21 protein-coding genes and 1 pseudogene are annotated in these 26,931 nt (G+C 36.1%); 17 read left to right on the top strand and 5 right to left on the bottom strand.

Annotated elements, in window-relative coordinates; translation table 11 throughout:
* Positions 1 to 251: 251 nt before the first annotated feature.
* The 5 genes and pseudogenes from bioD (at position 252) to EK386_RS12605 (ending at position 4,241) form a co-directional block, all read left to right on the top strand.
* Positions 252 to 944, top strand: coding sequence for a dethiobiotin synthase (gene bioD / locus EK386_RS12625; RefSeq protein ID WP_126659533.1), 693 nt, complete (start codon positions 252 to 254; stop codon positions 942 to 944).
* The gene (gene bioA, locus EK386_RS12620; protein ID WP_126659532.1) at positions 941 to 2,332 is read left to right on the top strand and encodes an adenosylmethionine--8-amino-7-oxononanoate transaminase; all 1,392 of its coding nucleotides are present in this window, start codon (positions 941 to 943) and stop codon (positions 2,330 to 2,332) included. Before bioD ends, bioA begins: the two co-directional genes overlap by 4 nt.
* Positions 2,325 to 2,915: a biotin transporter BioY gene (locus EK386_RS12615; protein WP_246027664.1), complete on the top strand. Its 591-nt coding sequence runs from the start codon at positions 2,325 to 2,327 to the stop codon at positions 2,913 to 2,915. Before bioA ends, EK386_RS12615 begins: the two co-directional genes overlap by 8 nt.
* 10 nt (positions 2,916 to 2,925) lie before the next feature.
* Positions 2,926 to 3,180 (top strand): annotated as a pseudogene (locus EK386_RS12610) (DNA/RNA helicase domain-containing protein); the annotation flags it as partial.
* 179 nt (positions 3,181 to 3,359) lie between these two features.
* A complete protein-coding gene (locus tag EK386_RS12605; RefSeq protein ID WP_158674422.1) occupies positions 3,360 to 4,241 on the top strand; it encodes an alpha/beta hydrolase in 882 nt (293 codons plus the stop codon).
* Positions 4,242 to 4,322: 81 nt separating this feature from the next.
* Here the strand turns inward: EK386_RS12605 and EK386_RS12600 are convergent, their stop codons facing one another.
* The 4 genes from EK386_RS12600 to EK386_RS12585 all read right to left on the bottom strand — a co-directional run bounded on the left by EK386_RS12600 (position 4,323) and on the right by EK386_RS12585 (position 8,858).
* The gene (locus EK386_RS12600; RefSeq protein WP_126659528.1) at positions 4,323 to 5,447 is read right to left on the bottom strand and encodes a Ger(x)C family spore germination protein; all 1,125 of its coding nucleotides are present in this window, start codon (positions 5,445 to 5,447) and stop codon (positions 4,323 to 4,325) included.
* Positions 5,422 to 6,537, bottom strand: a complete 1,116-nt coding sequence (locus tag EK386_RS12595) for a GerAB/ArcD/ProY family transporter (protein WP_126659527.1) — start codon at positions 6,535 to 6,537, stop codon at positions 5,422 to 5,424. The genes EK386_RS12600 and EK386_RS12595 overlap by 26 nt, the downstream gene beginning before the upstream one ends.
* The gene (locus EK386_RS12590) at positions 6,534 to 7,877 is read right to left on the bottom strand and encodes a spore germination protein (RefSeq protein WP_126659526.1); all 1,344 of its coding nucleotides are present in this window, start codon (positions 7,875 to 7,877) and stop codon (positions 6,534 to 6,536) included. Before EK386_RS12590 ends, EK386_RS12595 begins: the two co-directional genes overlap by 4 nt.
* 219 nt (positions 7,878 to 8,096) lie before the next feature.
* Positions 8,097 to 8,858 carry a TerC family protein gene (locus EK386_RS12585; protein WP_126659525.1) on the bottom strand — a complete coding sequence of 254 codons (762 nt, stop codon included), beginning with the start codon at positions 8,856 to 8,858 and terminating at the stop codon, positions 8,097 to 8,099.
* Positions 8,859 to 9,203: 345 nt separating this feature from the next.
* Between EK386_RS12585 and EK386_RS12580 the strand changes: the two genes are divergently transcribed.
* Genes EK386_RS12580 through EK386_RS12565 form a run of 4 tightly spaced genes read left to right on the top strand, consistent with a single transcriptional unit; the run spans position 9,204 to position 13,158 of the window.
* Positions 9,204 to 10,106, top strand: coding sequence for a polyprenyl synthetase family protein (locus EK386_RS12580; protein WP_246027663.1), 903 nt, complete (start codon positions 9,204 to 9,206; stop codon positions 10,104 to 10,106).
* A gap of 10 nt (positions 10,107 to 10,116) precedes the next feature.
* Positions 10,117 to 10,275, top strand: a complete 159-nt coding sequence (gene comX / locus EK386_RS12575; protein WP_126659524.1) for a competence pheromone ComX — start codon at positions 10,117 to 10,119, stop codon at positions 10,273 to 10,275.
* Positions 10,266 to 12,566 carry an ATP-binding protein gene (locus tag EK386_RS12570; RefSeq protein WP_126659523.1) on the top strand — a complete coding sequence of 767 codons (2,301 nt, stop codon included), beginning with the start codon at positions 10,266 to 10,268 and terminating at the stop codon, positions 12,564 to 12,566. Before comX ends, EK386_RS12570 begins: the two co-directional genes overlap by 10 nt.
* The gene (locus EK386_RS12565; RefSeq protein WP_126659522.1) at positions 12,541 to 13,158 is read left to right on the top strand and encodes a response regulator transcription factor; all 618 of its coding nucleotides are present in this window, start codon (positions 12,541 to 12,543) and stop codon (positions 13,156 to 13,158) included. Before EK386_RS12570 ends, EK386_RS12565 begins: the two co-directional genes overlap by 26 nt.
* A 94-nt stretch (positions 13,159 to 13,252) precedes the next feature.
* On the opposite strand, the gene EK386_RS12560 is transcribed toward EK386_RS12565, so the two are convergent.
* On the bottom strand, positions 13,253 to 13,630 hold the full coding sequence (locus EK386_RS12560; RefSeq protein WP_126659521.1) for a hypothetical protein: 378 nt from the start codon (positions 13,628 to 13,630) through the stop codon (positions 13,253 to 13,255).
* Between the two features lie 971 nt (positions 13,631 to 14,601).
* Between EK386_RS12560 and EK386_RS12555 the strand changes: the two genes are divergently transcribed.
* From EK386_RS12555 to EK386_RS12520, 8 genes are all read left to right on the top strand, one after another.
* Positions 14,602 to 16,671 (top strand): dynamin family protein, encoded by a 2,070-nt coding sequence (locus tag EK386_RS12555; protein ID WP_126659520.1) that lies wholly within the window; start codon positions 14,602 to 14,604, stop codon positions 16,669 to 16,671.
* An 18-nt stretch (positions 16,672 to 16,689) separates the two neighbouring features.
* Complete coding sequence (locus tag EK386_RS12550) at positions 16,690 to 18,927, top strand: dynamin family protein (protein ID WP_126659519.1); 2,238 nt, start codon at positions 16,690 to 16,692, stop codon at positions 18,925 to 18,927.
* A 14-nt stretch (positions 18,928 to 18,941) separates the two neighbouring features.
* Complete coding sequence (locus tag EK386_RS12545; protein ID WP_126659518.1) at positions 18,942 to 21,308, top strand: dynamin family protein; 2,367 nt, start codon at positions 18,942 to 18,944, stop codon at positions 21,306 to 21,308.
* Positions 21,289 to 22,140, top strand: coding sequence for a hypothetical protein (locus EK386_RS12540; RefSeq protein WP_126659517.1), 852 nt, complete (start codon positions 21,289 to 21,291; stop codon positions 22,138 to 22,140). The genes EK386_RS12545 and EK386_RS12540 overlap by 20 nt, the downstream gene beginning before the upstream one ends.
* Positions 22,124 to 22,438 carry a hypothetical protein gene (locus tag EK386_RS12535; RefSeq protein WP_126659516.1) on the top strand — a complete coding sequence of 105 codons (315 nt, stop codon included), beginning with the start codon at positions 22,124 to 22,126 and terminating at the stop codon, positions 22,436 to 22,438. Before EK386_RS12540 ends, EK386_RS12535 begins: the two co-directional genes overlap by 17 nt.
* A 13-nt stretch (positions 22,439 to 22,451) precedes the next feature.
* Positions 22,452 to 23,615 carry a hypothetical protein gene (locus EK386_RS12530; RefSeq protein WP_126659515.1) on the top strand — a complete coding sequence of 388 codons (1,164 nt, stop codon included), beginning with the start codon at positions 22,452 to 22,454 and terminating at the stop codon, positions 23,613 to 23,615.
* Between the two features lie 575 nt (positions 23,616 to 24,190).
* On the top strand, positions 24,191 to 25,174 hold the full coding sequence (locus EK386_RS12525) for an alpha/beta hydrolase (protein ID WP_126659514.1): 984 nt from the start codon (positions 24,191 to 24,193) through the stop codon (positions 25,172 to 25,174).
* Between the two features lie 165 nt (positions 25,175 to 25,339).
* Positions 25,340 to 26,905 carry a sensor domain-containing diguanylate cyclase gene (locus EK386_RS12520; RefSeq protein ID WP_126659513.1) on the top strand — a complete coding sequence of 522 codons (1,566 nt, stop codon included), beginning with the start codon at positions 25,340 to 25,342 and terminating at the stop codon, positions 26,903 to 26,905.
* Positions 26,906 to 26,931 lie beyond the last annotated feature (26 nt).

Here is a 26,931-nt window from a genome sequence, read left to right as displayed (position 1 = left end):
TTTATAAAAACGGTTCCACAGTCTTCCCAATCTGATCTCTAAAATCCACTAAATGTATAGTTGTTGAAATTCGAGTGTTATTCGTTCCTTATCATTTGGTGCATCATTTAACACAATGTAATTTTTACTTCGTTCAAAGTAAACGCGGATAATCCATTATAGTATTGGAGGAACGATTAATATTTACAAGATTATACCTTTTATGTTAACTTATTTTGTAAATAGGTTAACATAAAAAGAGAGGGAATCTTATGACGCAACATTTTTGGATAGTGGGTACAGATACAGATGTCGGAAAGACCTTAGTAACTACATACTTCATGCGATATTTTCAAGAAAAAGGAGCTAGCGTTACACCTTATAAGCCTGTTCAAACAGGAATTATTGTAGAGGGTTCTAATCAATATTATGGAGATACAGCATTTTATCAATCATTTAGCGAACAAACGTTAGTAGAAGAACATTTGAATAGTTATTCTTTTAAAGAGCCTGCTTCACCCCACTACGCTGCGATGTTAGAAGGTAAAGAAATTCAAGAAGAAGTTATTCTACAACATATTCAACAACTAAAGTCTGAATATGACTATGTAATTTGTGAAGGGGCAGGTGGGTTGTACGTTCCATTAATTGAACAAGGGCACTATCATTTTCTTCATTTAATTAAACAATCAGGATTACCTGTAATATTAGTTGCTCGAACAAAATTAGGAACAATCAATCACACCTTACTATCGATCGAGGTACTTAAAATGAAGGATATTCCGATTGCAGGTGTTGTATTTAATGCATTTGAAGGTACTGAACTTGAAAAGAATAACATCAGTACTATCGAACAAATGACACGCTTACCTTCTCTTGTCATCCCTAAGTTTAAAAATTTATCCGATTTAAAAAATATCCAGCTAGAGAATACACAATTTTTCGAAAGGTTGGTGAGCGTATGATTCGTACTATTTCGGACTTACAAAAAAGAGATTTAAATCATGTTTGGCACCCTTGTTCTCAAATGAAGGATTATGAAGATTTTCCTCCTATAGTGATCAAAAGTGGGAAAGGTATTTATTTGTATGATGAAAACGGAAAGCAGTATATAGATGCTGTATCTTCTTGGTGGGTGAATTTATTCGGCCATTGTAATGAACGCATTAGCACAGCTTTAGCCAATCAGGCATTTCAATTAGAACATGCGATATTTGCTAACTTTACTCATGAACCAGCCATTCTTTTAGCTGAAAAACTTGTAGAAATCACGCCAGATGGTTTATCTAAAGTATTTTTTGCTGATAATGGGTCATCTGCAATAGAAGTCGCTTTAAAAATGAGTTTTCAATATCACATGCAAAAAAATAAGCAAAGTAAAAAACGGTTCCTAGCTTTAACAGATGCCTATCATGGTGAAACTCTGGGCGCTCTTTCTGTAGGAGGGGTGGGTCTATATAACCAGGTCTTTCAACCATTATTACTAGACACAGTACGCGTTCAAGGACCAGACTGCTTTAGATGTCCATTTAATGAGAAACCGAACAACTGCAATACGCCTTGTATAACGGCTGTTGAAGAAAAGTTAAAGTTACATCATGAAGAGATCGCCGCTATAATTATCGAACCATTAATCCAAGCGGCAGCAGGTATGAAAATGTATCCCCCATCTTATTTGAAGAAATTAAAAGCGCTTTGTTTGCAATATGATGTACATCTTATAGCAGATGAAATAGCAGTAGGATTCGGGCGAACGGGTACGATGTTTGCCTGTGAACAAGCAGGAATTACACCTGATTTCATGTGTCTATCAAAAGGATTAACAGGTGGCTATTTACCACTATCAGTTGTTCTAACTACAGATGATGTTTACGAAGCATTCTATGATGATTATCAAACTATGAAAGCATTCTTACATTCACATAGTTATACAGGTAATCCTTTAGCTTGTAGAGTGGCGCTTGAAGTATTACAAATTTTTGAAGATGAGCATTACATCAAACAGATTGAAGAGAAAAGTACCTACATGAAGGAGTTAGCATCTAAGATATTTCAACATCACCCATATGTTGGCGAATACAGACAAACTGGTATGGTGGGTGCAATCGAACTTGTAAAAAACAAAGAGACAAAAGAACCTTTCCCTAGTGAAGAAAGAATTGGATATCACATTTATCAAATTGCTCTAGAAAAAGGATTGCTCTTAAGGCCATTAGGAAACACCCTTTATTTTATGCCGCCATATGTGATCTCAAAAAAGGAAATAAGAATCATGATTGGTCTAACACATGAATCGATACAGCAATATTTCGAAAATGTCCAAAACAGTAAGGTGGTGCTGGAAGTTGAATAAAAACTCAACAATTGCCTTAGCAACAATCTCATTGTTTGCTGCGTTAACAGCCATTGGAGCATTTATTAAAATCCCATTACCGTATGTTCCGTTTACGCTGCAAGTTCTATTTGTTTTTTTAGCTGGGAGTCTATTGGGAAGTAAAAGAGGGTTACAAAGTCAGCTTGCGTATGTTGCAATTGGCTTAGCGGGGCTACCCGTTTTCACACAAGGAGGAGGGATTGGCTATTTCCTACAACCAACGTTCGGCTATTTATTAGGTTATATTGGTGGCGCCTTTGTGGTGGGCTTGATAGTAGAGCGAATAGCCAATCCAAAGACATATCATTTTATTTTAGCAAACTTAGCGGGCTTACTAGTCGTTTACTTAATTGGGGTACCTTATCTTTACATGGCATTGAATCTTTGGATGGGTATTCCAACTAGCTGGACCCATGTATGGATGATTGGTTTTGTCTATGCTATTGCTGGTGATGTGTTAATCTCAATGATTGCTGGCGTTTTAGCTACAAGGTTATATAAAGTATTTCATAAAATTCGAAACGAACAACCTATCAGTGTACAAGTGAAGAAAGCGATGTAAAGTGGTTACTCCAGAACATAACTTCGAAATTAGCTGGAACCTGGATAACTCCATATGGGCAATTGGAGAAAATTCGATCAAGGAAGCGGGTTGTATTCATACGACACAAGGGCTTGAGTTTGAATACGTGGGTGTCATTATTGGGGATGACCTGCAATATCGAGATGGACAGGTAACCACAGACTATACGAAACGTGCGAAAACCGACCAATCGTTAAATGAAAATAATCGTAAGCATAGATTGCTTCAGTTCAACGTTACATGAAAAAATCTAATAACATATTCTCAAAAAAGAAGCTGTCCCTTAGCTTCTTTTTTTGCATTTATCTAAAAGTCATACTAATTTATTACCCCAGTCACTATTAACTATGACTTTTCTCTAGTAGGATACATATAAAACTCTTGTAATCAATCATGAACTTTACAGCTAGGGGGGGACATTCTTTGAAAGAAGAAGTCATTAAACTACAGAATGGAACAGGCATCAATGTTTGCTATTCCGTTGACCGTAGTAAGGAAGCGATCTTGTTTCTTCATTTTAGTGGGGGGAATATTTCGATGTGGGATGGGGTGCTACCGCTATTTGAACAGGACTATTCGATTATTGCACCTGATATGAGAGGGCATGGTAAATCCGATCAGCTTGCGACAGGTTATCATATTGACGAGATGGCGAACGATGTGTATTTATTATTGGAAGAACTTGGTGTTTCAAGATGCCATGTCGTGGGGAGTTCGATGGGGGCAGAAATTGGGTTAAGTTTAGCGGCAAACTATCCAGAAATCGTTTTATCGCTTATTTGTGAAGGTGCATTATATAACGAGTTCGGGGAATATGGTTTGTTCCAAGGCAATGAGGAAGAAGTGGAGAAATATAAGCATCATGTACGTGCAGAGCTTTCGAAGCGAAAAAATCTATTCCGCACCGAAGAAGAATTCATTGACGTGCAAAAGGAAATATTGCAAGAACAAGGGATCTGGAATGAACATTTTTTACAATTCTTTAAGAGCGCCATCGAACGAACAGAGGATGGATGCTACACGTATCGCTATAAGAACCATGTGCGCAAGGAATATATCGAGAAATATTGGACGATTCAGTTTGAGGAGTATTATCAAAAGGTGACATGCCCTGTACTGTTCCTTCCAAGCGAGGAGGAGTCTGCTAATCCAATCATCCAAAATAATCTGAAGGTGTTTTCAAGCTGGTTGAATAAATCCCAAGTACGTTATATCAACAATTCCATCCATGCCTATGTGTGGATGCAGGATCCAAAGAGTGTAGTACATGCGGTAAAATCCTTTATTTCTGATGTATACCATTAAGGCGCAAAAGATTGAAAGACCGGGCGATTAAATCCGGTCTCCTCATCCACTAACTGTCTTCGCATCAAATTTTTCTTTTTATCATTGAATGGTACCTGTACTCTTAAGCCCAGAAGTAATGTTTAAATTGATCTCTGCATTTTTGTAGGCATCTTGCCACTCCTCCATACTCATACGCTGATTAGGAAGTGTTGTTGCCTTGTATTTTAATCCAAATCCAAGTGGGTCATATCCCGCCTCAAGCATTTCCGTAAAAAAATCCGTAATACTCTTTTTTGCTTCTGCTTCGAGTAGTTGATTATATTTCGGTAATGATTTCGTTTGCATCGATTGTTTTGACTCGGATACATAACCGAATAATTTTATATCTAGATCGAGTCGAACTTGATTATCATTTTGGACCTTTACTTTATACTTTGATTTTATTGTATCGATTTTTGCAATAAAAGAATGACCTTCTTCATTTACAATTAAATCACCAATATCAATATTCATAGATAGAAGGTTGTATAGCATTGTATTATGCGAGCTAAGTTCATGAGGCTTTTTCCCATCTGCCAATATATAAGCTTTATTGATTTTAAATTGTGATTCTTCCTGTTCCATTTCAATGATTGGTAAGATAGCGTCAATTCCGCTTTCTACCATCCTTCTACGGAAATCGAATAAAAATGTAGAAACGCTATATGGACTTTCCGTTCCATTATCATCAAAGTAGTTAAATATGGCTGGATACGCGGCTGTTTCACTTTTAGGGACCATTTTTATAATCTCTTCTGCATTAGGCCTTCCAATTGCAACCCATGATATTAATTGAATATCTGGCCTCCGTATTAACAAATCAAGGATCTCTTTTTCTTTATTCGCCTTCAATAGCTCTTCTCCTATGATAACCAGTTTTGCATGACCAAAATCCAGTTTTTTATCAGAATGTGTTTCTAACAGTCTAATTGCTTCTGATAATGTCTCTCCATTTTCAGTAAGGTATGCATATTGAGGTTTCGGAGATTGTTTGAAAGAACTAGTGGGTACATATAGTTTTACCGTTACTTTGAAAGGCTTGTCTGAATTATCGGATTGGTCGATTCCAATCATCGAAATAAACGTCACTTTATCGATATCTTTAAATTCACAACCTGAAAGAAGGGTGAGCATGGATAGTATAAGCAGGATGAATACTCTAGTTTTGTTCGTTGTTTTTTGCATATTTCATCCTCCTTTTTATAAAGAGAAATAAAATAATCATTAACGGGAAAAGAATTGATAGAGAATTGTAAAAAATACCTGAAAGTCGAACTAATTGGTACTCATCTAATCGCTTAACAAAATAAGTAGAGATCCCAATGAAAAATGGAAGAGGCAGGAATATTCCGATTTTAACTCCCTTCCACTTGATTTTTTCTAAGTGAAATACAAACTTGAAAAACTCGATGGATACATGCCAGTGAATGAGAATACTTAAAAAGGCAATACCTAAATAAAATAATAAAAATATAAATAAAACGCGTTCTATTATAAAATACTTCATCCTGATGGAATCACTTGTCGAAATCCACGGATAAATAAAATCTTTAATATGTTCAAAACCATTAAAACCAATAGGAATAAAATATGTGGTCGACAAAGCGAATGTTGATGTTACCATAATAAAAACAATCTGCTTCAATCCGAACTTTTGTTTAATGGTAAAGAAGCGATTAAAGATAAACATATTGGCAACTCCTAAAAATAAAAAGAAGCTTGCGGAGAATGCATAAAAGCTAGGTAATTGATTGAAATATAAAACCGCATCTTTTACAAAGTCCCATCTTAAATTTTTACTACTATAGGCTGCCAAATAAATGTAAAAAATCAAAGGAAAAGTAAGGATTAAGATAATTTCAATCGTATATAACACACGATTTGTTTTCATCAGACAACCGAAAATGACCGAAATAGTTAGCACTAAGCTAATTTGGGTGATCGGTGTTTCTGGTGTTAGGTAACGAATAAGTAGGAATGAAAAAGTAATTAGTGTAATCATTCCTGCAATAAACCAGAGAATACCCAACAAGAATATGAATGGATTGTAAAACCATTTGGCTGTAGTTTTTTGTAATAGTTCTGGTAGTGTCATCCCAGGGAAGTTATTAAAAAAGCGGGTGTACACTGTGATGATGATCGTCCCTACCACCACGGAGAGAATCATAGAAGAAATGGCACCCTCCTTGTGAAAATACAGGAGGATGACTGGAACAGAAGCAATAATATTCGAGACCATATTCACTAAAATTAAATAGTAATAAAAACGACTCAAATATGTTCCTCCGTTCTCTCCTTTTGTTTCTGGAAATTATAAAATCTCAAATAAGGCTCACCAAAGCTGCTTATACTTACCAGATACATAATTAAAACAAACAATCCTAATGCCAAACCAGCTAGACCGAATAAACTAGCGATTACTAATAGTAAAAAACGGACAATACGAATAGAAAAGGCCATTTCATTGACAGGAATAACAAAAGTGGAAATAGCCACTGCGGAAACAATAATCACCATGATATTTGATGAAAGGGAAGCCTCTGTTACTGCTGTTCCTAAAATAAGCCCTCCTACAGTCGTAGCAGTAGCACTCACCACCTTTGGAAGTCGAATACTCGCTTCTAATAAAAGCTCCATGAAGAAAAGCATAAAAAGCACTTCAACAAAAGAGGAGAACGGGACCCCAATCCGGCTTCCAGCTACAGTTAAAGCGAGTTCGGTTCGAAACACCTCAGGAGAATAGGAGGTTACACCTACATATAAACCTGGTAGAAGAAGACTGATAAATAGACCAACATATCTAAGGGTTTTTAAAAATATTGAGACCAATAAAGTATGATAATTATCTTCCATAGTCGTCATGAAATCAAAAAAGACAACAGGTGCAGCAAGTGACTGGGGATTTCCATCTTCTAAAAGTATTACTTTCCCACCAGCAATGTTATAGATGATGCGATCAGGGCGTTCGGTCATAATCATTTGGGGGAACAGGGAAAAACGCTTGTTATTTAAAAAATTATTTAATTGGGTAGTCGCTGATATTACCTGTTTATCGACAGACTGAAGCCTTTTTCTGATGATGTTTAATACATCTTTATTCACTTTTTCTTTATCATAAATCATGGCTACTTTTTGTTTATTAGCTCCCCCTTTTGTAAAAAATTCCGTTACTAAAGAGGGTTCATGGTAAGTGGAACGAATAACATTAATATTGGTCAACAGGTTATCGCTTAGAGCTAATTGAGAACCGTGTATTGTCGTTTCTACGGTTGTAGTGTTCACCTGATCATTTTTCGATAATTTTAAATCAAATAAAAATAAGTCGTCTTGAATAACGACTAATGTATACCCATTTGTTATTTCAAATAGAAGCTGTTCTTTCGACTCAACTTTTTGAAACTGTGGCAATGCAAGTAGGTAGGACCTTAATTGATGCTCATTGGCCATTTCAAAAAATGGTTTAATGATAATCTTTTGAAGCAATGCCTTATCAATCATTGATTTGACATAGAATAACACGATATATTTATTTTCATAGTCTAACGTTTTTTCTGTTAATTGATTTGTCCCTTTAAACTGTTCGTTAATCCACCGAAGCATTTCCTGTGAAGACATTTAATATTCTCCAATCTCCCATAATAGCTCGAACTAATTATTAGCTTATCCATTAATTGAGAAAAAATTCATCGTCAGCAACTTGTATCCAGATGACAAACTTGCATGCAAAAAAACAAAGATCGAATAGCAACATTCAATCCTTGTTTTTCAACTAATATATACCAAACTTTAATTTATATTAACGAACAATAATCTGTTTAACATTTTCTATAGAAGTTACGTATTTACTTCCTTTTTATTCTTTGAAAAGAACCAACCCGCTAATGCAATGAGAATTAACACAGTATAGAAGAAGAGTTTCCATGCAGTGGAATGCGCAAATTCATAGGATAAAACACCGATATCAGGATGGCCTAAAGTTAACACGGCAAGCTTTACACCTACCCAGCCGACAATGGCAAAAGCTGCAATTTCAAGTCCAGGTCTTGTTTGTAACAATCTTACAAACAGGTTGGCAGCAAAACGCATAATAATGAGTCCAATTAATCCACCCATAAAGATCACGAGAAATTTCCCTCCATCCATCCCACCAATTTGAGGGAGATTTGTGTTTGGGAGCGTCATGGCCAGTGCCACAGCAGCTAAAATTGAGTCGATTGCAAACGCGATATCTGCTAGTTCCACTTTAATGACAGTACCCCAAAAACCTGATTTTTTCTTTTCTTGATCCTCGTGTTCTTCTCCCTTTTTGAAGAATAATTTTCTAACAATATGATTGATTGAAATAAACAATAAATATAACGCGCCAAGAGCTTGAATTTGCCATACATCTACGAGGAAGGAAATAATAAATAATGAGGCAAATCGGAAAATAAAAGCTCCAGCTAATCCATAAAATAATGCTCTTTTTCGTTCTTTATCAGGAAGATGTTTCACCATAATTGCTAAAACTAGAGCATTATCAGCTGCAAGTAAACCTTCAAGCGCAACTAATAGTAACAACACCCATCCATACTCAAATAATATTGATAAATCCAATGATAAGCCTCCAAAGGTGATAGTTGTTAGAAAAAACTTGATTTTTATGATACGTTTCAAGTTTGTAAAAAATAAATTACTGCTATTCCATTTTGTTATTCCCATCATTATCAATAAATATTATCGATAAAAATTAAAAACCTCTCCTAAATCCATTATTCTTGGATTTCTAAAAAGGCTCTGTATAGTATTATTCAACTATAATTTTATCATTCTAAATCTCTTAATTTATCATTCCTACTCATATCTTTTCAACCGACATTTTTCTGTCGTATCCCGACAGAAAGATGTCGGTTACAATTGTTAAAAATTTGATATATTATATATACTTAGGAGGTGGGGATTTTGAATTATACACTAAACGATATTAGTACCACATTAGATGAAATGATTTCCCATGAATTTTTCATTGAAGACTCGTTAAGAGATATGTTAAAAACCTTCAAGAAGGAAAAAGACTCCATAGGTTACCCTTTTGGTGCATTGTGCGTTCTTCATTATAAAGAATATGCAGACGAGTTCGATGCTGAGATCTACAAAGTAGCTGCTGCGATTGAATTACTTGTTTTATCTTTTGATATAATAGATGATTTACAAGATAATGATACTGATTATGTATGGGTAGAGACACCAAAATTTTCTTTAAATTCCGTTCTAGCCATGTTAGTGATTGCGTTCAAGGTTCTTCGCCAAAGTCATTTTGTCCATAAAGAGCAAGCCATGCAAATCATCGAAAAACATACATTGCTTAGCATTAGTGGTCAACAGCTAGATTTATTAAATGTTTACAAGGATGAGAGATCCTATTTAAAAATGATTGAGCAAAAGTCTGGATCGCTCACTTCAATGAGTTGCTTAGTTGGTGAGGTACTGGCCCGAGGAAAAAAGTCCTTAGAAGTTGAAGATTATGCAAAGGCCATTGGGATTATAGGCCAAATAAAAAACGATATTCAAGATTTAGAAGAGTGGAATCAGAAAAATGATATAGTAAATAAAAGATATTCATTACCGATTATTTTTTTATTATCAATGGGAAGCGGCTTTTCGAAGGATTTAGAAAAGTATTATCATGGTAATGAATCGATCGAATTAGATGAATCGATTATTAAAAAAGAATTACAAGAAAGTGGAGCTATTCGATACGCGATCGCTGTAAAAAATCTATATAAAAAAAGAGCACTCAATACGATAGAAAAGATAGGAATGAGTTTAGAAGGAAAAGAGTCTTTACAAATTTTAATGAAATGAGGGATTAAACATGAACAAAATCATTCAGTTTTTAGTAGAGAATAAAAATATTTTAGACTTATTAAAAGCAGGAAACATATCATTAATTGGTGTGAACGAACTCGAAACCCAAGCAATATTAGATGCTTTTGAAGAAGATTTAAAACAACAGAGTACGTTTTGGAGCTAACAAATTCTAAACGAAAGTCCTTTTGGCTCATTCTTTGTACATATATTATTTTAGGGTTATACGTGCTATCGATTAGCTATTTAACTCCTTTCATAGACATTCATCTTAAGGAACATAAAGGCTCTTGGGAAATTGCCGAACTTACGTATGTAGAGTGGGCTAGTCAACGAAATATTTCAGTAGGGGACGTCATTTTGGAAATCGATGGGGTCCCTGTTCAAGAAGTGAAACGACTCGAGTATGATCCGAGTATTCGGGGGGGAAAACAGCTCGTCATTCAAAAGAATAATGGACAAGTTTTTGAGGTTCATGTAAGCCATGTAGACATACCACGACAATTATATATGCAACTTGTTATACCAAGTATTTATTTTGTATTAACGCTTTGTGTTACATTGTATCTATCGCGTCGAAAAAAGACGATCCCACTTGTAAATCTAATGATTGCCTTTATCTTTTCTGTATCCCTTGCTTATATTAGTAGTGGTGCCTCAGCTAGAGGAAATCATCTTGGGTTTTTAGTTAATAGTGCGTGCTTGATTTTATCGCTTGTTTTACTTCTACATTTTTTAAAGAATTATTTTAGATATTTGGGTGTAAAGTGGGTTTTTGTAGAGAATATAAAATTTTTATATGTATTGCCTGTTGTAGGCATTGTTTTAAGACTAATTCGATTCATACAACCGAAATTTACCTCCATTGATTCTTTACTAATCCTTAGTATATTTTTCTTATTACTGATCACGATTCTATGGGTAGTACTTCGCAGCTACTTCCTTTACAAGCTACCACAAATAAAACTATTATTTATCGGTTTGGTCGTTCCGTTTTTGCCATTTCTTTTTTTATTTGTCTTACCGAAAGTGTTAATTGGTCAACCTTTTCTAAATGCAGACATTGGTGCGTTATTTTTGCTGCTCATTCCGTTCAATTTAATGTTACATCAGTTAACAGAACGTCTTTTTGATATTGTTTATCATATTACTAGATTGCAATATTACTTTACCATTTCGTTCTTTTCGACTTGTTGGTTGGCGATTGGTCTATTTTTACTATTGCACTTATCTTCTTTTGAATTATTTGTTTCTACGTTATTTATCTTCGTTTCAATTTTTCTAGTATTATATATTAAAGAAAAGTTGGATTATCGCGAGCGAAAAGTATTATTTTCTTCTAAAGGAAATCATATTCATAAGCTTTATCAAACGATTGATAAGCTAGGGGATGTTCACCGTGTAGAGCAAATTTTATCGCATCTCGTAAATGAAGTGGCCAATCATTTAGAGGTTAAGGCAGTTAGTGTCATCACCTATGAGTTTGAAACAAAGGAAGTAAAATCAACCGGTGATTTAGTAGGGTCTTCAATTGATATTAAGTCAATTTTATCCTTAAATCCGGGTGAAATTATAAAAAAAGGTGATTTCTATATTGCTTTCATTCATCAAGATTTAAACACGAAAAGATGGCTCGCGATTGGGCATTATCATATGATTCGCTTAAAAGCAGAGGAATTATTATGGTTGGAACTTTTACTTACCTATACAAATACGTTTATTGAAAGTACAAAAGTAATTGAGGAATTAATGGATGAACTGCAAACACTTCAGCAATCAGGACTAAAAGAACCGATATGGCTAAAAAAATTACTATGGCTAAGAGTAGATGACGAAAAGTTTAAGTTTGCTCAAGAAATACATGATACGTTTTTGCAAGAGTACTTACATACAGCAAGACAGATAAACTTGCTGATGACGGAGGAAAATCAAGAAGTTACGCAAGCAAAACTAACTATTTTACATGAGCAAATGATTCACTCAATCGATAATTTAAGGGCTTACTGTGAAACGTTAAAACCGCCATTATTAACGAGTTTGGGATTAAATGCTGCATTAGAACGGCTTGCCGAGCGAACAACCGAGCGAGCAAACTTTGTGTTAAATACATCATTTGATCGATTATATCTTGAAGATGAACAATTGACCTTAATCATCTATCGTATTGTGCAAGAGTTATTGAATAATGCCGTAAAACATTCACAAGCCTCCATTGTAGATCTAGAACTTTATGAATTAGATAATGGATTTGGCATAATGTATCAAGATAATGGAGTCGGATGTAATTTGGATGGTATTTGGAATTCGAATTCGTTAGGTTTACAAGGAATTCGTGAAAGAGTAGAAGCCTTTTATGGAAATTTATTAATCGAGACAGAGCCTGAAAAAGGTATGTATATTAAAATTGATATTATGGATGGACGTGATGCAGATGATTTCAGTATTAATAATAGATGACCATCCAATCGTGTTAGATGGTTCAAAGCTTCTGTTTCAAGGTGTAGAAGATATTCATATTGAAACAGAAAGCGACCCGACAAATGTACTTTCTCAAATGCAAACTACACGTTTTGATGTATTTTTAGTAGATGTAAATATGAATGCGAAAAACGGAATCGTACTTGCTGCAGAAATTAAGGCATTCCAAGAAGACGCCTTCGTGATTTTATACACAGGAGATGACATTCGTTCGTATTATCCATTAATTCTAGAAAAGAAGATTGATGGAGTCCTTTCAAAGACAGTTTCTCGTGATAAGGTAATCCAAACCATTCGATCAATTGTACAAGGAGACTTAGTGTTACCGGTTGATTTTATTAATTTTATCAACAAGAAAATGCAAAATAATTGCGAGGCGCTCAAGTTAACGAAAAAAGAAACGCAATTGATGACAATGTTAATGGATGGCTATACAAACAAAATGATCGCCGAAAAACTCAATGTAACCCAACGTACAGTGGAGCGCTACCTGACGCAGTTATTCACTTTACTGGATGTGACATCCCGCGTACAAGCGATTGAAGTGGTGAAGGAGAAGAATTTGATTTAAATCTTTTTGGTAATATGTCGAGAAAATGGTCCAGCACAATTCATGTTGGACCATTTTTTTATATCGTTTAGTACAGCCTACTCCAGTAACGTTATTATTCCTGATGCGCTCTTACTTTTTCCTCATAATCATGGATCACCCAAACATCTCCATTAACACTAACCATTATGGAATCATTTTCAAAGTTAATGTGAATTTGTTTAGGTATGTTTAAATATGCTAAGCAACGGTGGAGGGCTTCATTGTACTGCTCATGAAGTTGTTCCCATTCTGCTGTGAGTTGCTCAATTTGTATACGTTTCATGTTGAGTTCATCGGATAAGTTACGAATGATTTTTGTATCATTTCCTCCAAAACAGCCTAAATAAATACCGAATTGATTTGTCAGTTCATCGTTTTTTTGCCAGTCCTTTGAGGCGATTTCGGAATAAGTCTTTTTAGAAAAGAAGTCGATTACATTCGATTGTTTCATATGAATTCCTCCAAATAGAATTGATACTAGCAACATACATAGGCGTGATGGAATTTGTTACGGATGTGGTGGGAGTACGGGGGAAACTAGTGGGATATTAAAAACATTTAATTTTTTTAGTGGTTTTGTACTTCATTCGGCTTATGAAGCCCCCTTCGATTAAATTTTTTCGTGATTGGGGTGTTCATCGGTGTGATGAAGCCCCCTTTGATCGAATTTTCCCGTGATTGGGTTGTTCATCGGTGTGATGAAGCCCGCTTTGATTGAATTTTTGTATGATTAGGGTGTTCATCGGTGTGATGAAACCCCCTTTGATCGAATTTTTCCGTGATTGGGGTGTTCATCGGTGTGATGAAGCCCCCTTTGATCGAATTTTTCCGTGATTGGGGTGTTCATCGGTGTGATGAAGCCCCCTTTGATCAAATTTTTCCGTGATTGGGGTGTTCATCGGTGTAATGAAGCCTTCTTTGATCGAATTTTCCCGTGATTGGGGTGTTCATCGAGGTGATGAAGCCCCCTTTGATCGAATTTTCCCGTGATTGGGGTGTTCATCGGTGTGATGAAGCCCCCTTTGATCGAATTTTCCCGTGATTAGGGTGTTCATCGGTGTGATGAAGCCCCCTTTGATCGAATTTTCCCGTGATTGGGGTGTTCATTGAGGTTATGAGGTTTACTTTGATTATTTTATAACGAGTAAATTAAATAACCTTATGCCAGTATAACTGTAATTGTTGTGCTGGCATTTTTTTATCTAAATTTACTTAAAAGTATTATGTGGAAATAATATTAGAATTGAGGGGAAATCAAAAATTTTTATAAATTCTTTAGAGGGAATCCAAATAAATCCAAGACTATCAACCAAAAGTAAGTTAACTAAACTATCTATTTATAGATATAATGATTTATATAAATATGTTATATTAGTCTGACAAATAGCTTACATATTTTTCTATTTTTAAAGGAGGATTTTTGTGGCGAAAACAAAAAAAGAGCTCCAAATCATTCTATTTGATCAAATGTCTAAATATGGTGATGACCTTTTCTTTGGTGAAGAGTTACAAAGTATACATAATCGACTAAATAATTTATATAGTAGCATCGTTGTAGTGGGGCAGTTTAGTGTAGGGAAATCCGCCTTATTAAATGCCATTTTAGGAGAGTCTCTATTATCTGCTCGCCGAATTGAATCGACCAAGGTGTTAACCCGTATTCGCTATTGTCCTACTGATCAGGCGCCAAGACTTGTTTTACAGTACCAAAATGGGCAATCAAAAGAAGTTCCGGTTGAAGATATTGCCGATTTAGAAACCTATACAACCTTCCAAGGGACCGATATTACGGACGAACTTCGCTTTGTAGATGTATTTTGGCCACTTTCAATTTTGGATGAACAGTTAATCCTCATTGATACACCAGGTGCGAACTCGCTTACTTCCACGGCATTTCAAGTAACGGAACATGCTTTAGTAGAAGCATCTGCCGTGATGTATCTCTTTAACGGGCAAAAAGGGATTGATCAAACAGACTATGACCTATTAAGCTCCTTAATCCAAAAACAAAAACGGATTTTCCTTGTGGCTACACATGTGGATGACCTTACAAACGATGATTGGTTACTAGTGCAACAAAACGTTCAACAAGAATTACAAGAGCATGTTCAACATATTCACGACACGAAAATTTATCCTGTTTCATCGATAAAAGCATTACAAGGAAAACAACAAAAGGATACTGCGTTACTAGTTGAATCCAATATAGGTGAATTAGAAGCTGATTTGTTTGCTTATATGGAAAAACGCGAATACGAAGAAGCAACATTAAAATCCATTTCCTATGATTTAGATCTATTACTCCATGAAATTTCGAATGTGGAAGCAGAGCAACAAGCCCACAATTTGGAAGTAGAGAATGAACGTCAGCAACGATTGGAACGCTTGATTGCTATTACGAAATCGCAATATCAAGAAGTACTAATCCAAGGAGAAAAATTAATAAAAGAACGCTACCGCTGTATAGAAAGCCAACTAAACTGTTTTGATGAGCCTCTCAAAAAGTTGAAAAACGAAATGAAAACACGAATACAAGAAGAATTTAAAGCATTTCGACAACAGGTTCATCAACAAATGAGTGCATTTCTTTTAGATGTTTCACCGATTGAACAAGCCTTTATGAACTATGAAAAGCAAGCTTCAAAATCTTATAGCTTATGGGAAGAAAAGGTGCAAGAAATGTCCCTTGACTACCAATCGAACATCATCCAAACGATGAGTGAGGAAGATGATGCATTTGTTGATATGTTAGAATCGATGAACACGAATGTTGACATTAATTGGAACGATTTTAAACAAAAGCTTATCCCATTAAAAATTAAACCCGTGGACTTGTATTTAGACCAAGGTTCACTAGGGAGCTATAAAGAAGCACTAGATGGAGTACAACGAAAATATGCAGGGGTTAAACGAAGTAATAAGCAACTAAAACAACAAGAGAACGAGCTAAGTTCTTATTTTGAAAAGGAATTGCAAAATACGAGCTTAAACGAGCAAAGTGAACTCCATCAACTCGGGGACATGCCAGAAGTTGAGCATTATATCGAGACGCAACGAAAGCTTTTATTCTTTAAGAAAACCGTTGCGCATTATGATGATTCACGGCAACGACAATGGAAGGAAGAAGTCGAATTTATTAAAGAAAAATATAAGCGAATTCGTGATGGAAATGAAGAGATGAAAGTTTCCGCCCTTCAAGAAATCCGTCAAAATATCGAAAAATTATCAAAAGCTTATGATCAAATTGGAGAAGAAGAAGATGAAATCCGCGATCAATTAATGAGAAGTATTGCAGAGACAATCAATAATAACTCTGCTCAAGTTTTACAAACGTATCGACATTTTGAAGAAGATGTAGACAGTGAGTGGAACTTGCATAAGCAGCATCATTTAGAACGTTGTGAACAGCATTTAGATGAAGTAAGTCAAGTTTTCCAAGATTTTGTATTATTAGCTGAAAAAGATCATGTCTCAAAACTTTATGTCAATTAATTAATAGAGGTGAAATTAATGGAATTACGTACGAAATGGAATGAAAAAACAGAGCTTGTTCAACAAGCCTTTGAACAAGCATTTACACTCGCTGAAAATGTCAAAGATGAATTAGGGCAATATGTCACGATTGAAAAGGAAATCGACATTTTAAAATCTCAACAGAAAAATTGGCAACAAAATCGTTTCGAAATTGTGATTGTTGGGGAATTTTCGACAGGGAAATCCACATTTATTAACGCCTTACTACGAAAAGAGGTGTTGCCATCAAAAGTGACTCCGACGACGGCCACTGTCAACTTTATTCGCCATTTAGATGATGGGCCAGGACGTGAACTTGCGGTTGTTCATTTTCAAGATGGGAAGACAGTGGACGTATCTTTTGATGAATTAGACGAATATGTAACGGAGATGAGTAAAAAACTAGAAGTCTCCTCCCAAGTGAAATATGTCGATATTTTTATCGACTCTCCGTACTTAAAGGATGGGGTCGTACTAGTAGATACACCAGGACTTCAGGCGTTGCATCCAGAACATGAACGCATTACAAAGGAACAAATAAAAAAATCAAATGCGAGTATTCTTCTATTTAACTTAGAACAACCGGGAAAACAAACGGAATTTAAGTTTTTACGGGAATTAGCGGATAGCATCGACCGCATTTTCTTTGTGGGCAATCGTTTAGATGGTGTGCCAGAAGATCAAATTCAAGAAGTAATCGACATTTTAGAAGGTGCATTAAAACAGAATGACTACCAATCTGTGCCTGTAGATCGCGCTAAATTATATCCTTTAAGTGCACTGCAAGCATTAAAATCCCGCGATACGAATGTTAAAACGAAACATTGGGAAAATACACCGGTTGAAGAACTGTTTTCTCAATCGCGCTTTGGAAACTTTGAACAGCAATTAGAAAGCTATTTATTCGATGGAGAAAAAGCACAAGATTTACTTCGTGCGCCATACCTTTCGATTTTAAATTTTTATAGTGAGTTAGGTAGAAAACTGGCCGAAGTAAAAGAGCTTGTTGCGGGTCAAATCGATATCGAGCAGTTAGAAGCACAACAACAACGACTTATGGACGAAATCGAACTTCGAAAAATCCAGTTAAAAAACGACATTATGCAATTAAAAAATCTGTTCCAAGATGAAATACGTGCAAGTGAACAAGATTTTAATTCTCGATTTGATAAGTTAGTTGACGATATTAAAGAATCGGTAAACCAAGTGATTTCAAACGAAGAGCTTGAAGAGATGATTCAACATGAAATTTTAAGCTTCAACAACCGTTATGAGCTATTATTTACCCAAAGTGTAGATGATTTGGCAGGTCGATTAAATGATGTGATGCGCCAAAGACTAGATGGTTTTGAAGTCAATGTGGATACGTCAACGATTCAAATTGATACATCCGTCAAAGCAAATCTAGCAATAAAAAATACAAAAAAATTAGATATTATGCAAATTCGCGAAGAAGTGGAAGCAAAATTTAAAGCACAGCAACAAGATATCGAAGAAGATAAAGAATTATTGAAACAAAAAATTGAAGCAGAAGCCAACTTGAAATTTAAACAAATGGAAATTGACGAAATGAAAAAACGTCACGATGAAGAGATTGCCTTCCGTAATATGCTAATCAATCGCACGAGTGCAACGAAAAAAGAATATGGCGTCATTAAAGAACGAACACTTTGGTTTGATAAAAAAGGGTTCCGTGATGTAAAAAATGAAGAATATGATTTACTCATTGAGCAACGCCGACGAATTATGAAAGAAAATGAAGAGAAACTAAGTACCGCGCGTCGTGAACAAATGGAAGCGATGTTTAGTTCCAGTGCCATCTCTTCTAACTTTGAAGATATGGAAGATTTCCGTGAGGCGAAACGTGAACTTCGCCATCAAAAGGAAGCGACTTACTTACAACAAGTATCTGAACACGTACAAGCAATGGATCGTGCTCTTGAAAAAGAGAAACGTCGAATTTTGCGCGATTTAGAAAGTGCGTTGTTAACAAAGAAACGTGATTACCGTTCATTCCTTCGCGATTTGGATGCGTTAAAGATTGCACAAGAACGCATCACCCAATATACAGAAGAGCAGGATCAATCCCTTGCAGAATCACAAAAGCATCTAGAAGAACGTAAACAATTAATCGAGCAAAATACGAATGAACAAGCTCGCATATCCGAAATCGTAAGTAATATCGAAAAAGTAATTTCAGCCGAAAACGCACGAATACAAATCGAAATCATTTAAAAGGAGAGGACTATATGAACATCGAGCAAATTTTGCAGCTACCATTAAACGATGCCGATCGAAACATTATTACATCGATTAGCCAGCAATTAGCCAAAAAAGAAGTGGTAATTGGCTTATTTGGTTCATTTAGCGTTGGGAAATCTGAACTTATTAACAAACTCATTCATCACGACAATTTACTCCCAACCCATGTGAATGAAACAACCGCGATTCCAACACATATTTCTGCGGGTCGAGAAGAGAATGTTGTATTAGTTTCAAAATCAGGAGAACGTCAAATGATTGACAAGGAGCAACTTCATTCTTATGTGGTGGGATCAACTGCTGATATTATTGATCGAATCGAGATTTCTTTACCCCGTCCAACTTGGCTGAATAGTGTCCAGTTTATCGACACGCCAGGACGGAATACGAAATTTAAATCCCATATCGAGTCCTCCGAGTCAGCCATGCTACATGCGGATGCCGTGTTATACGTGATGCCATGGCAAGGACTTACAATGGAAGACATCGTGTATATTAAAAAGATTTTAGTATACCAACCGAATATTTCTTTTGTTATTAATAAAGTGGATCGAATTGACGAATCAGAAGGGATTTCCATTGAAGACTTAAAAGAAAAAGTAGCGTCTGATATTGAAGAACAATTGGGCAAAGCATATCCTGTGTTTGCAGTAAGTGCAAAAACGGGCTTTAATATCGACCACCTGTACAATAACTTTATTTTACATATTGTAAACAATGTAGAGAAAATCAAGAAAAAACGTTTTAAACATAGTGTTGATCAATTTTTACAACGTCAAAAAGATACGATCGAAAACGAAATTACGTTCTTACAATTAGCGCTTTCCAATGATGAAGTGAAATTAGATGATGAAAAGCAAAAAGTGCAACTGGAATACTCCAAAGTGGAAACCCAAATTGCTAAGGAACTTTCCCAAACACAGCAACTATTAAAAGAAAACGAACTAGATATGGATCGCATTTTAAATGAAGAGATGTCTAAGTTAACAAAAGAAGTTGAAAAAGTAATACAAAACCATCAAAATGCCTCCGTTGAACAATTGGAATTATTACTTGAAAATGTATTGGCTTCATCGCGTCAATCTATTGTGTCTGTCGTGACCGCGCGTTTAGCAAAAGTTCTTGGCAAAGACTTATCTTTTCATCTAGCACCACTTGAGACAGCTGAATTGTCTCTAAACTATTCAGAGATGAGCTATGACGAACTATCACAACAATTTGAACGACAAAAACAACAACTTGTACGCAAATTCGAATCAAAATCAGATCAGCTTAAAAATCTACCACAACATGCAACGGAAGAGGAACGGGCGCGTCTTACAGAGGAATTGCAGGAACTCGCTGAACTTGCAGCAGAGCAATACGTTCCTAAAATTATTAAAGATGAAACACATGATCCTCGAAAAGCAGAAAAAATCTTACGAGGTGTTGGTTTCGTTGGTGATATTGCCCTCGCTGTAGGTTTGGCCATGGCAACAGCAGGTGTATCTGCAGGGGCGCAAGTAAGCGGAAAGGTTGCGGCAAAAGAAGGAGCGAAAATTGCAGGAAAAGAGGCAGCGAAAAAAGCAGCCGAAGAAGCGGCAAAAAAGGCGGCGAAAGAAGCAGCATTAAAAGCAGCAAAAGAGAAGATTAAGCAAGAAGTCGTTGAAAAAGGGTTGATTTTAGCTACTGGTGGTGGAAATGTACCAAACGACGAACTATCAAAAATGAAAAAAGGTGAGCAATCGCCATTACAAACCGCCATCAAAACATTGGATATGGTTACAAGTCCGATTGAAACATTGGCTGTGAAAATCGGAAAGTCCATTGATGGAAATCGAGCACCTATGGAAACAGAAGATATAGAACATCGCAATCAATTCTTTACGAAAAAATATGAAATTGAACGCCAATATCAAGAACGGGTAAATACATTAAGTCAGCTAGAACAACAAGCAAAAGAAAATGAAGCAATCCGTGTTCAATATGAAAGAAAACTAGAAAATCTACAAACGGATTTACAAAATCAATTGCAACAATTAGAAAAGCAACGTGAAGAAACGCTTCAACAACAACAGAAGAAACATTATCAAACGCAAATCCTTCAACAAGTAACAGAAATTCTTGAAGAACAAAAAGCAAACTACCGTGAATGGATTCAAACTGAATTTGCACGCATTTATCAAACCGTCGAAACGATGTTACCTGAACATTACTATGGAGAACTTGCCACTTGGGAAGAGAAGTTAAATGAAGTGGAACAAATGAAACGACACCAATCACAAGATGTGACATTAAAAATGGAAGAAATGAGAGCACATTTAGAAAAATGTGAATCTTTATTAGAGTCAGTGTATGAAGTTGAAACACTATAAAGAAGAAATCATTTGGCTCTTAAAAGCAATGGCAAAAGGGAAGACCACGGAGGATGTCCTTTCCTTCTGGTCAGCTCTTGTCGAATTACAGACGCCGAAAGTAGAAAAAAAGCCAGTTCACCATTCCCGTAAACGTGTTACCGTCATTGGTGAACCACATATAGTGTACGCTAACACGGACTTATTTGATCAACTTCCGGAAAAGGACAAGGCGGTTTTACTAACATCCGATGAGCAAACTCATTTGTCCATAGCACAATGGAGTTCTCATCCATTTATTAAGTGGGTGGATGTACTCTATCTTCCTCCCGCTTGTATAAAGGAACATCTAAATCAGTTTGAAAGTGCAACCCTGTTGATTGATGACAAATTACCGTTTTGGTCACGAAGTTTGTTTAGCGACAATCGTATTGCAAATCTTGTTGGAACGAAATCAATAAACTTACCGGCTGCGTATCAAACTATACGAGTTGTTCATTCAAAAGAGTTTATATATGATGTTTTACTCGATGATGTGATTGCTACACCTATTACAACGACGAGGTTTAATCGAATTCCAACTGAGCTTCCAAAAGATTTCATTACGAAAATGTATTTACAGGAAAATAATTTAGAGCAAAAACGAATCACGTTAATGGATGAAGCGGCTATGAACATGATTAATACGTACTGGCTAGCTAATAATCCGAACATTGAAAGCTGGCTACCGACATTACTTGAAGCAATTGAGCGACTGTTGTCAATTCGTAAATCATGTCATGAAAGTCCGGAGCACATTATTTCGATGATGCGTACATGGGGGGAGGAACTGACACATGTTAATGGAGCTTGAACGAAATACGCTTGTATTAGAAGAGCAGTTTCTTTTATACATTGCAAAGCATGCCCCTTCGTTATTAGATGTTGCAAAAGAATATATTCAACTCATTGTTGTCCTACCGATTGAAGAACGCATTGCCCAACTTGCAGAGGTTTCGGAGCACATTCTCCAATTACGAAAACGCACTCAGTTAGAGCAAGACTGGATGAAAATGAAAAAATCAATACTTAAGGAAAAACACGAAGACATTACAGAGAGCATGTTAACCATTTTTGAAAATAATTTAGAACATTGGTTAAATGAGAAATAAGGAGTTCAATTAGATGAAGCAATTAGATGCCATATTATTACCACTCGCGATTACTTCTTGGATCTGCATCTTCCTACCATTTAGTACAGGGTCCCTTGATTATCTATTGATGGGGATCGGTACAGTATTAGCGATCGGTGGATTACTAACTAAACGGAATGGGGAGATCAAAAAAGAAGGGCTCCTCCGACAAGCAGTAGAAGAACAACAAAAACAATTGTCACAAATTGAAGCTAAAATCCAAGCGACGAGCCAACAACAAATGATAGAGCAAAAAGCATGGCTATCCCAAATTGAGACTAAGATTCAAACTGTGAGTCAACAACAGATGGCGGAGCAAAGAGAAGGACTGTCTCACATTGGAACTAAGATTCAAACTGTGAGTCAACAACAAATGACACAACAACAAGAAGGGGTATCCCTTATTACAGGCAAGCTTGAAACTGTTAACGCCGATCAACTAATAAAACAACAAGAAGTAGTGGACCAACTGAAAGTATTGCAAACGATTTTGATTGATATGAAAGAAGCAATTATTCAATCAGCTACTCAAACGAAGGAAAGCCAACAAACCCAATCGAAGACGTTACAAGAAACGTTCAATGCTATAAAAACATCGATTCATGAATCTGTAGCACAAGCAAAAGTGCAGCAAGAGGCCCAAACAAATGAACTAAAAACGATTTTTGAGGCAAGTGCGAAACGAGAAGAAGAGATTTTAGTAGAGAATGGGACGAAGCTTATCGAAAGTCAACAAGCATTGGCGAACAGTTTCGTGGAAGGATTAACTAAACAAACAGAAACGTTAACATTTGGCTTAAATGATTTAAATCGACCTTTACAAGATTTGCTCGACGCTATAAGAGATGTGGAAGAGCGTATCAATTCAAAAACGAATGACGTGCTCAATGTAGTTGAAGATATTCCAGCAGGCTACCAACCGTTAATCAACCAAATCAGTTTATATAATGATCAAGTAACCGATTATACGGAACAACTGGAAAATATGCAAAACAGTGTGGTTACCTATACACAGAAACAAATTTCTGAGTTAACGGCTATAACGAACACACTGCAACAAAGCGTCTCAGAACTAGCAAGCTCCAAACATGCCGAACGTCAACAAGCAATGAAAGTCCAAAAGAAACTATTAGAACAATATGCAAATATGAAATAAGAAGTTTAGTAAATGGGATAGAGCGGAGATAATGCCAGCTATTTTGGTGTTATCTCTTTTTTGTTGTTTATGGGGGAGGGAAATTCATATGATGAAGCCCGCTTTGATTGAATGTTCGCGTAATTAGGGTGTTCATCGGTTGAATGAAGCCCGCTTCGATCGAATTTTCCCGTGATTGGGGTGTTCATCGGGGTAATGAAGCCCGCTTCGATCGAATGTTCGCGTGATTAGGGTGTTCATCGAGGGTATGAAGCCCGCTTTGATCGAATGTTCGCGTGATTGGGGTGTTCATGGAGGGAATGAAGCCCGCTTCGATCGAATTTTCCCGTGATTCTGTCTTTTATCCAACTGATAAAAGTGAATTAAATGCTCCTAAATTTAAACCCAACCAATCTACTAATAAGCTATGGAATATTGCTGTAGCAAAAAATTACATTAATATGATTCTTCTATTTTATTTCTATTAGAATCTCTCCCATCCAAGAATATTCTCTCCTCTCTCACATATAGTGTAGAAATAATTATGATTCATAGTTATTTTTACATTTTTGTGAAATTGAAGGGAGAACTATTAAATGAAAAATCGTGAACGCGTAAATCCGGAGTTTTTAACAACCTTAGATAATTTTCCAGGCTTAAGTTTAAATACGGATGCATTGGATCAAATTCGGGAAGGGCTTAAAACTTTAAATCCGCCTGTTGTTCAAACAGAAGTCATTATTGAAGATGTAACGATTAAAGGGCCTGACCAAAATGATTTACGTTTGCGCGTTTATAAACCACAAGACGTAAAGGGGATGCTACCGGGGCTTTTATGGATTCATGGTGGGGGCTATGTTCTCGGCACTGTGGAGCAAGATGATGCTCTTTGCTGCAAATACGTGAATGAAGCAAATTGTATTGTGGTGGCGGTGGATTATCGTTTAGCACCAGAACATCCATATCCAGCACCGATTGAAGATTGCTATGCAGCTGTTTGTTGGATGGTCAATGAAGCCGCGCAATTAGCCATTGATGTGAACAAAATTGGTGTGGCGGGTTCGAGCGCGGGTGGTGGTTTAACGGCTGCGTTAACGTTGCTAGCTCGCGACCGACAATTCCCGAAAATTCATCTTCAATTGCCATTGTATCCAATGATTGATGATCGCAATAATACACCGTCTGCTAATGAAATTACAGAAGGCATGATTTGGAACCAGCAATTAAACGAAGAAGGTTGGAAAATGTATTTAGGCGATTTATATGGTACGGATCATATTCCTTCTTATGCAGCACCTGCTAGAGCAACCGATTATTCGAATTTACCAACAACGTATACATTCATTGGCCAATTGGATCCATTTAGAGACGAAACGATTTCGTATGTTTCCAATTTGGTACAAGCTGGTGTGGATGTCGAGTTCCACCTATATCCTGGGGCGTACCATGCATTTGAAGGGCTTAATCCGGATTCTCCTATAGCTCAATATGCAACAAATGAATACATTAACGCCATTAAACGTGGGTTTGAACGCATTACCCAAAAATCGCAAACATCCGAACAAAAATCGAAATCGTAAATAGGCGATTAGGCAGAGCAGTTAATAATTGCTCTGTTTTTTTGTAAGCTCAATTATATAAGATTTCCAACTTTTCAATTTTTCTCAAAAATCAACTTTCAAAACATTAGTTCCTATGGTAGATTTTTAATAGGACTATTGACCGGAAGTTGAGTTGGAAATTGTATGAAAAAAGGGATAAAATTAAATGTCGTGATAAGTTTACTACTAGTTTTTGTCGTAGTCGTTGCAACGGTTGCCAATCTAGTTTATGCCACGAATGCACTTAGAACATCTTTAACTACAAATTATTTAGAAAATAACCATAATTATACAAATAAACTAGCAGAAGGACTCGAGTATGTTATAGATGATATGCAACAGAGTATTACAACGATTGCAAAGCTTGCTAGTTTCCCAGACTTTGAACAAAAAGATTTAGATATTTTTTATCAATCAGAACTTGAACACTTTAACTCCATCTTCGTAACGGATATCAATGGCATGATCAAATTGATTAGTCCTAAAATTATCCATTTTGACAATGGACAAATTGTACAAGCGGGAACGGTCATTGAAACGGATATAATGAAAAAAGCTTTGTCTACTAAAAAACCGTTTATTTCTGAGCCGTACATATCCGCAGTAGGGAAATTGCTCATGCTCGTTACAGCCCCAATTTATAATAAAAATGGTGTTTTTGAAGGGGTAGTCGCAGGGACGATTTATTTGGAAGATAAAAATATTATTAATCATTTGTTAAGCACTCATGAATATCAAGATGGTTCTTATGTCTATGCAGTTGATAAGGACGGAAAGGTTATTTACCATCCGGATCCAGAAAAAATTCAAACGGATTTTAGCGATCGACCAGCTGTAAAAATCGTATCAAAAGGAATTAGTGGCTATAAGGAAATTACCACTCCTGAAGGAATCGAAAATTTTGCAGGTTTTTCATATATTGAAGACTTGGGTTGGGGAGTTGTTTCGTTAACGCCGAAATCAAATTTAAATCGGCCACTTTTTAACCTAGTCATCAAAATATTAGCACAATCAGCGACGATATTAATGATTGTATTAATCTTAGCTACCATACTAGTGAAACGATTGACAAAGCCATTGACGACGTTAGCACAGTTTTCAGAAAACCCAAGTGCCAATAAAGAGCATCAAAACTCATTTAATATTAGCTCGAATATTTATGAGATTAATCAATTAACTCGTCAAATAAGAAGACAATTTGTGCAAATGAATAAGGAAATACAATTGGATGGTCTTACGGGACTTGCGAATCGTAAATCCTTTGACGTGAAAATAAAAAAATGGATGGAACGAAATGATGCATTTGCCCTCGTGATGTTAGATATTGATAATTTCAAGGCAATTAATGATACATACGGTCATATTGTTGGAGATGAAGTGATCAAATATTTGGCCAATAGCATTATGAAGTTTGCGACAATGGATGACCTCGTTTTTCGATATGGTGGAGAAGAATTTGGCATTTTAATGAAAGGCAAAACTGAAACAGATGCATTGCATGTTGCTGAATTAATTAGAGAAAACATTGCAATAACCGATAGTCCAACAGGCATGCCGATTACCATTTCACTGGGTATCTCTTCTTATCAAGGTAGTGAGGTGCATCCAAATGCCATTATCGAACGAGCAGATAAAGCCCTTTATCAATCAAAAGAAAAAGGGAAAAATCAAACAACGATCTACCAAGAGGAGTATATTACAAAGATCTGACAGGATTAGTCAGGTCTTTTTTCGTG

It is taken from the genome of Lysinibacillus antri (assembly GCF_003977595.1).
Taxonomy (GTDB): Bacteria; Bacillota; Bacilli; order Bacillales_A; family Planococcaceae; genus Ureibacillus; species Ureibacillus antri.
This window is presented reverse-complemented; position numbering and strand designations above follow the sequence as displayed.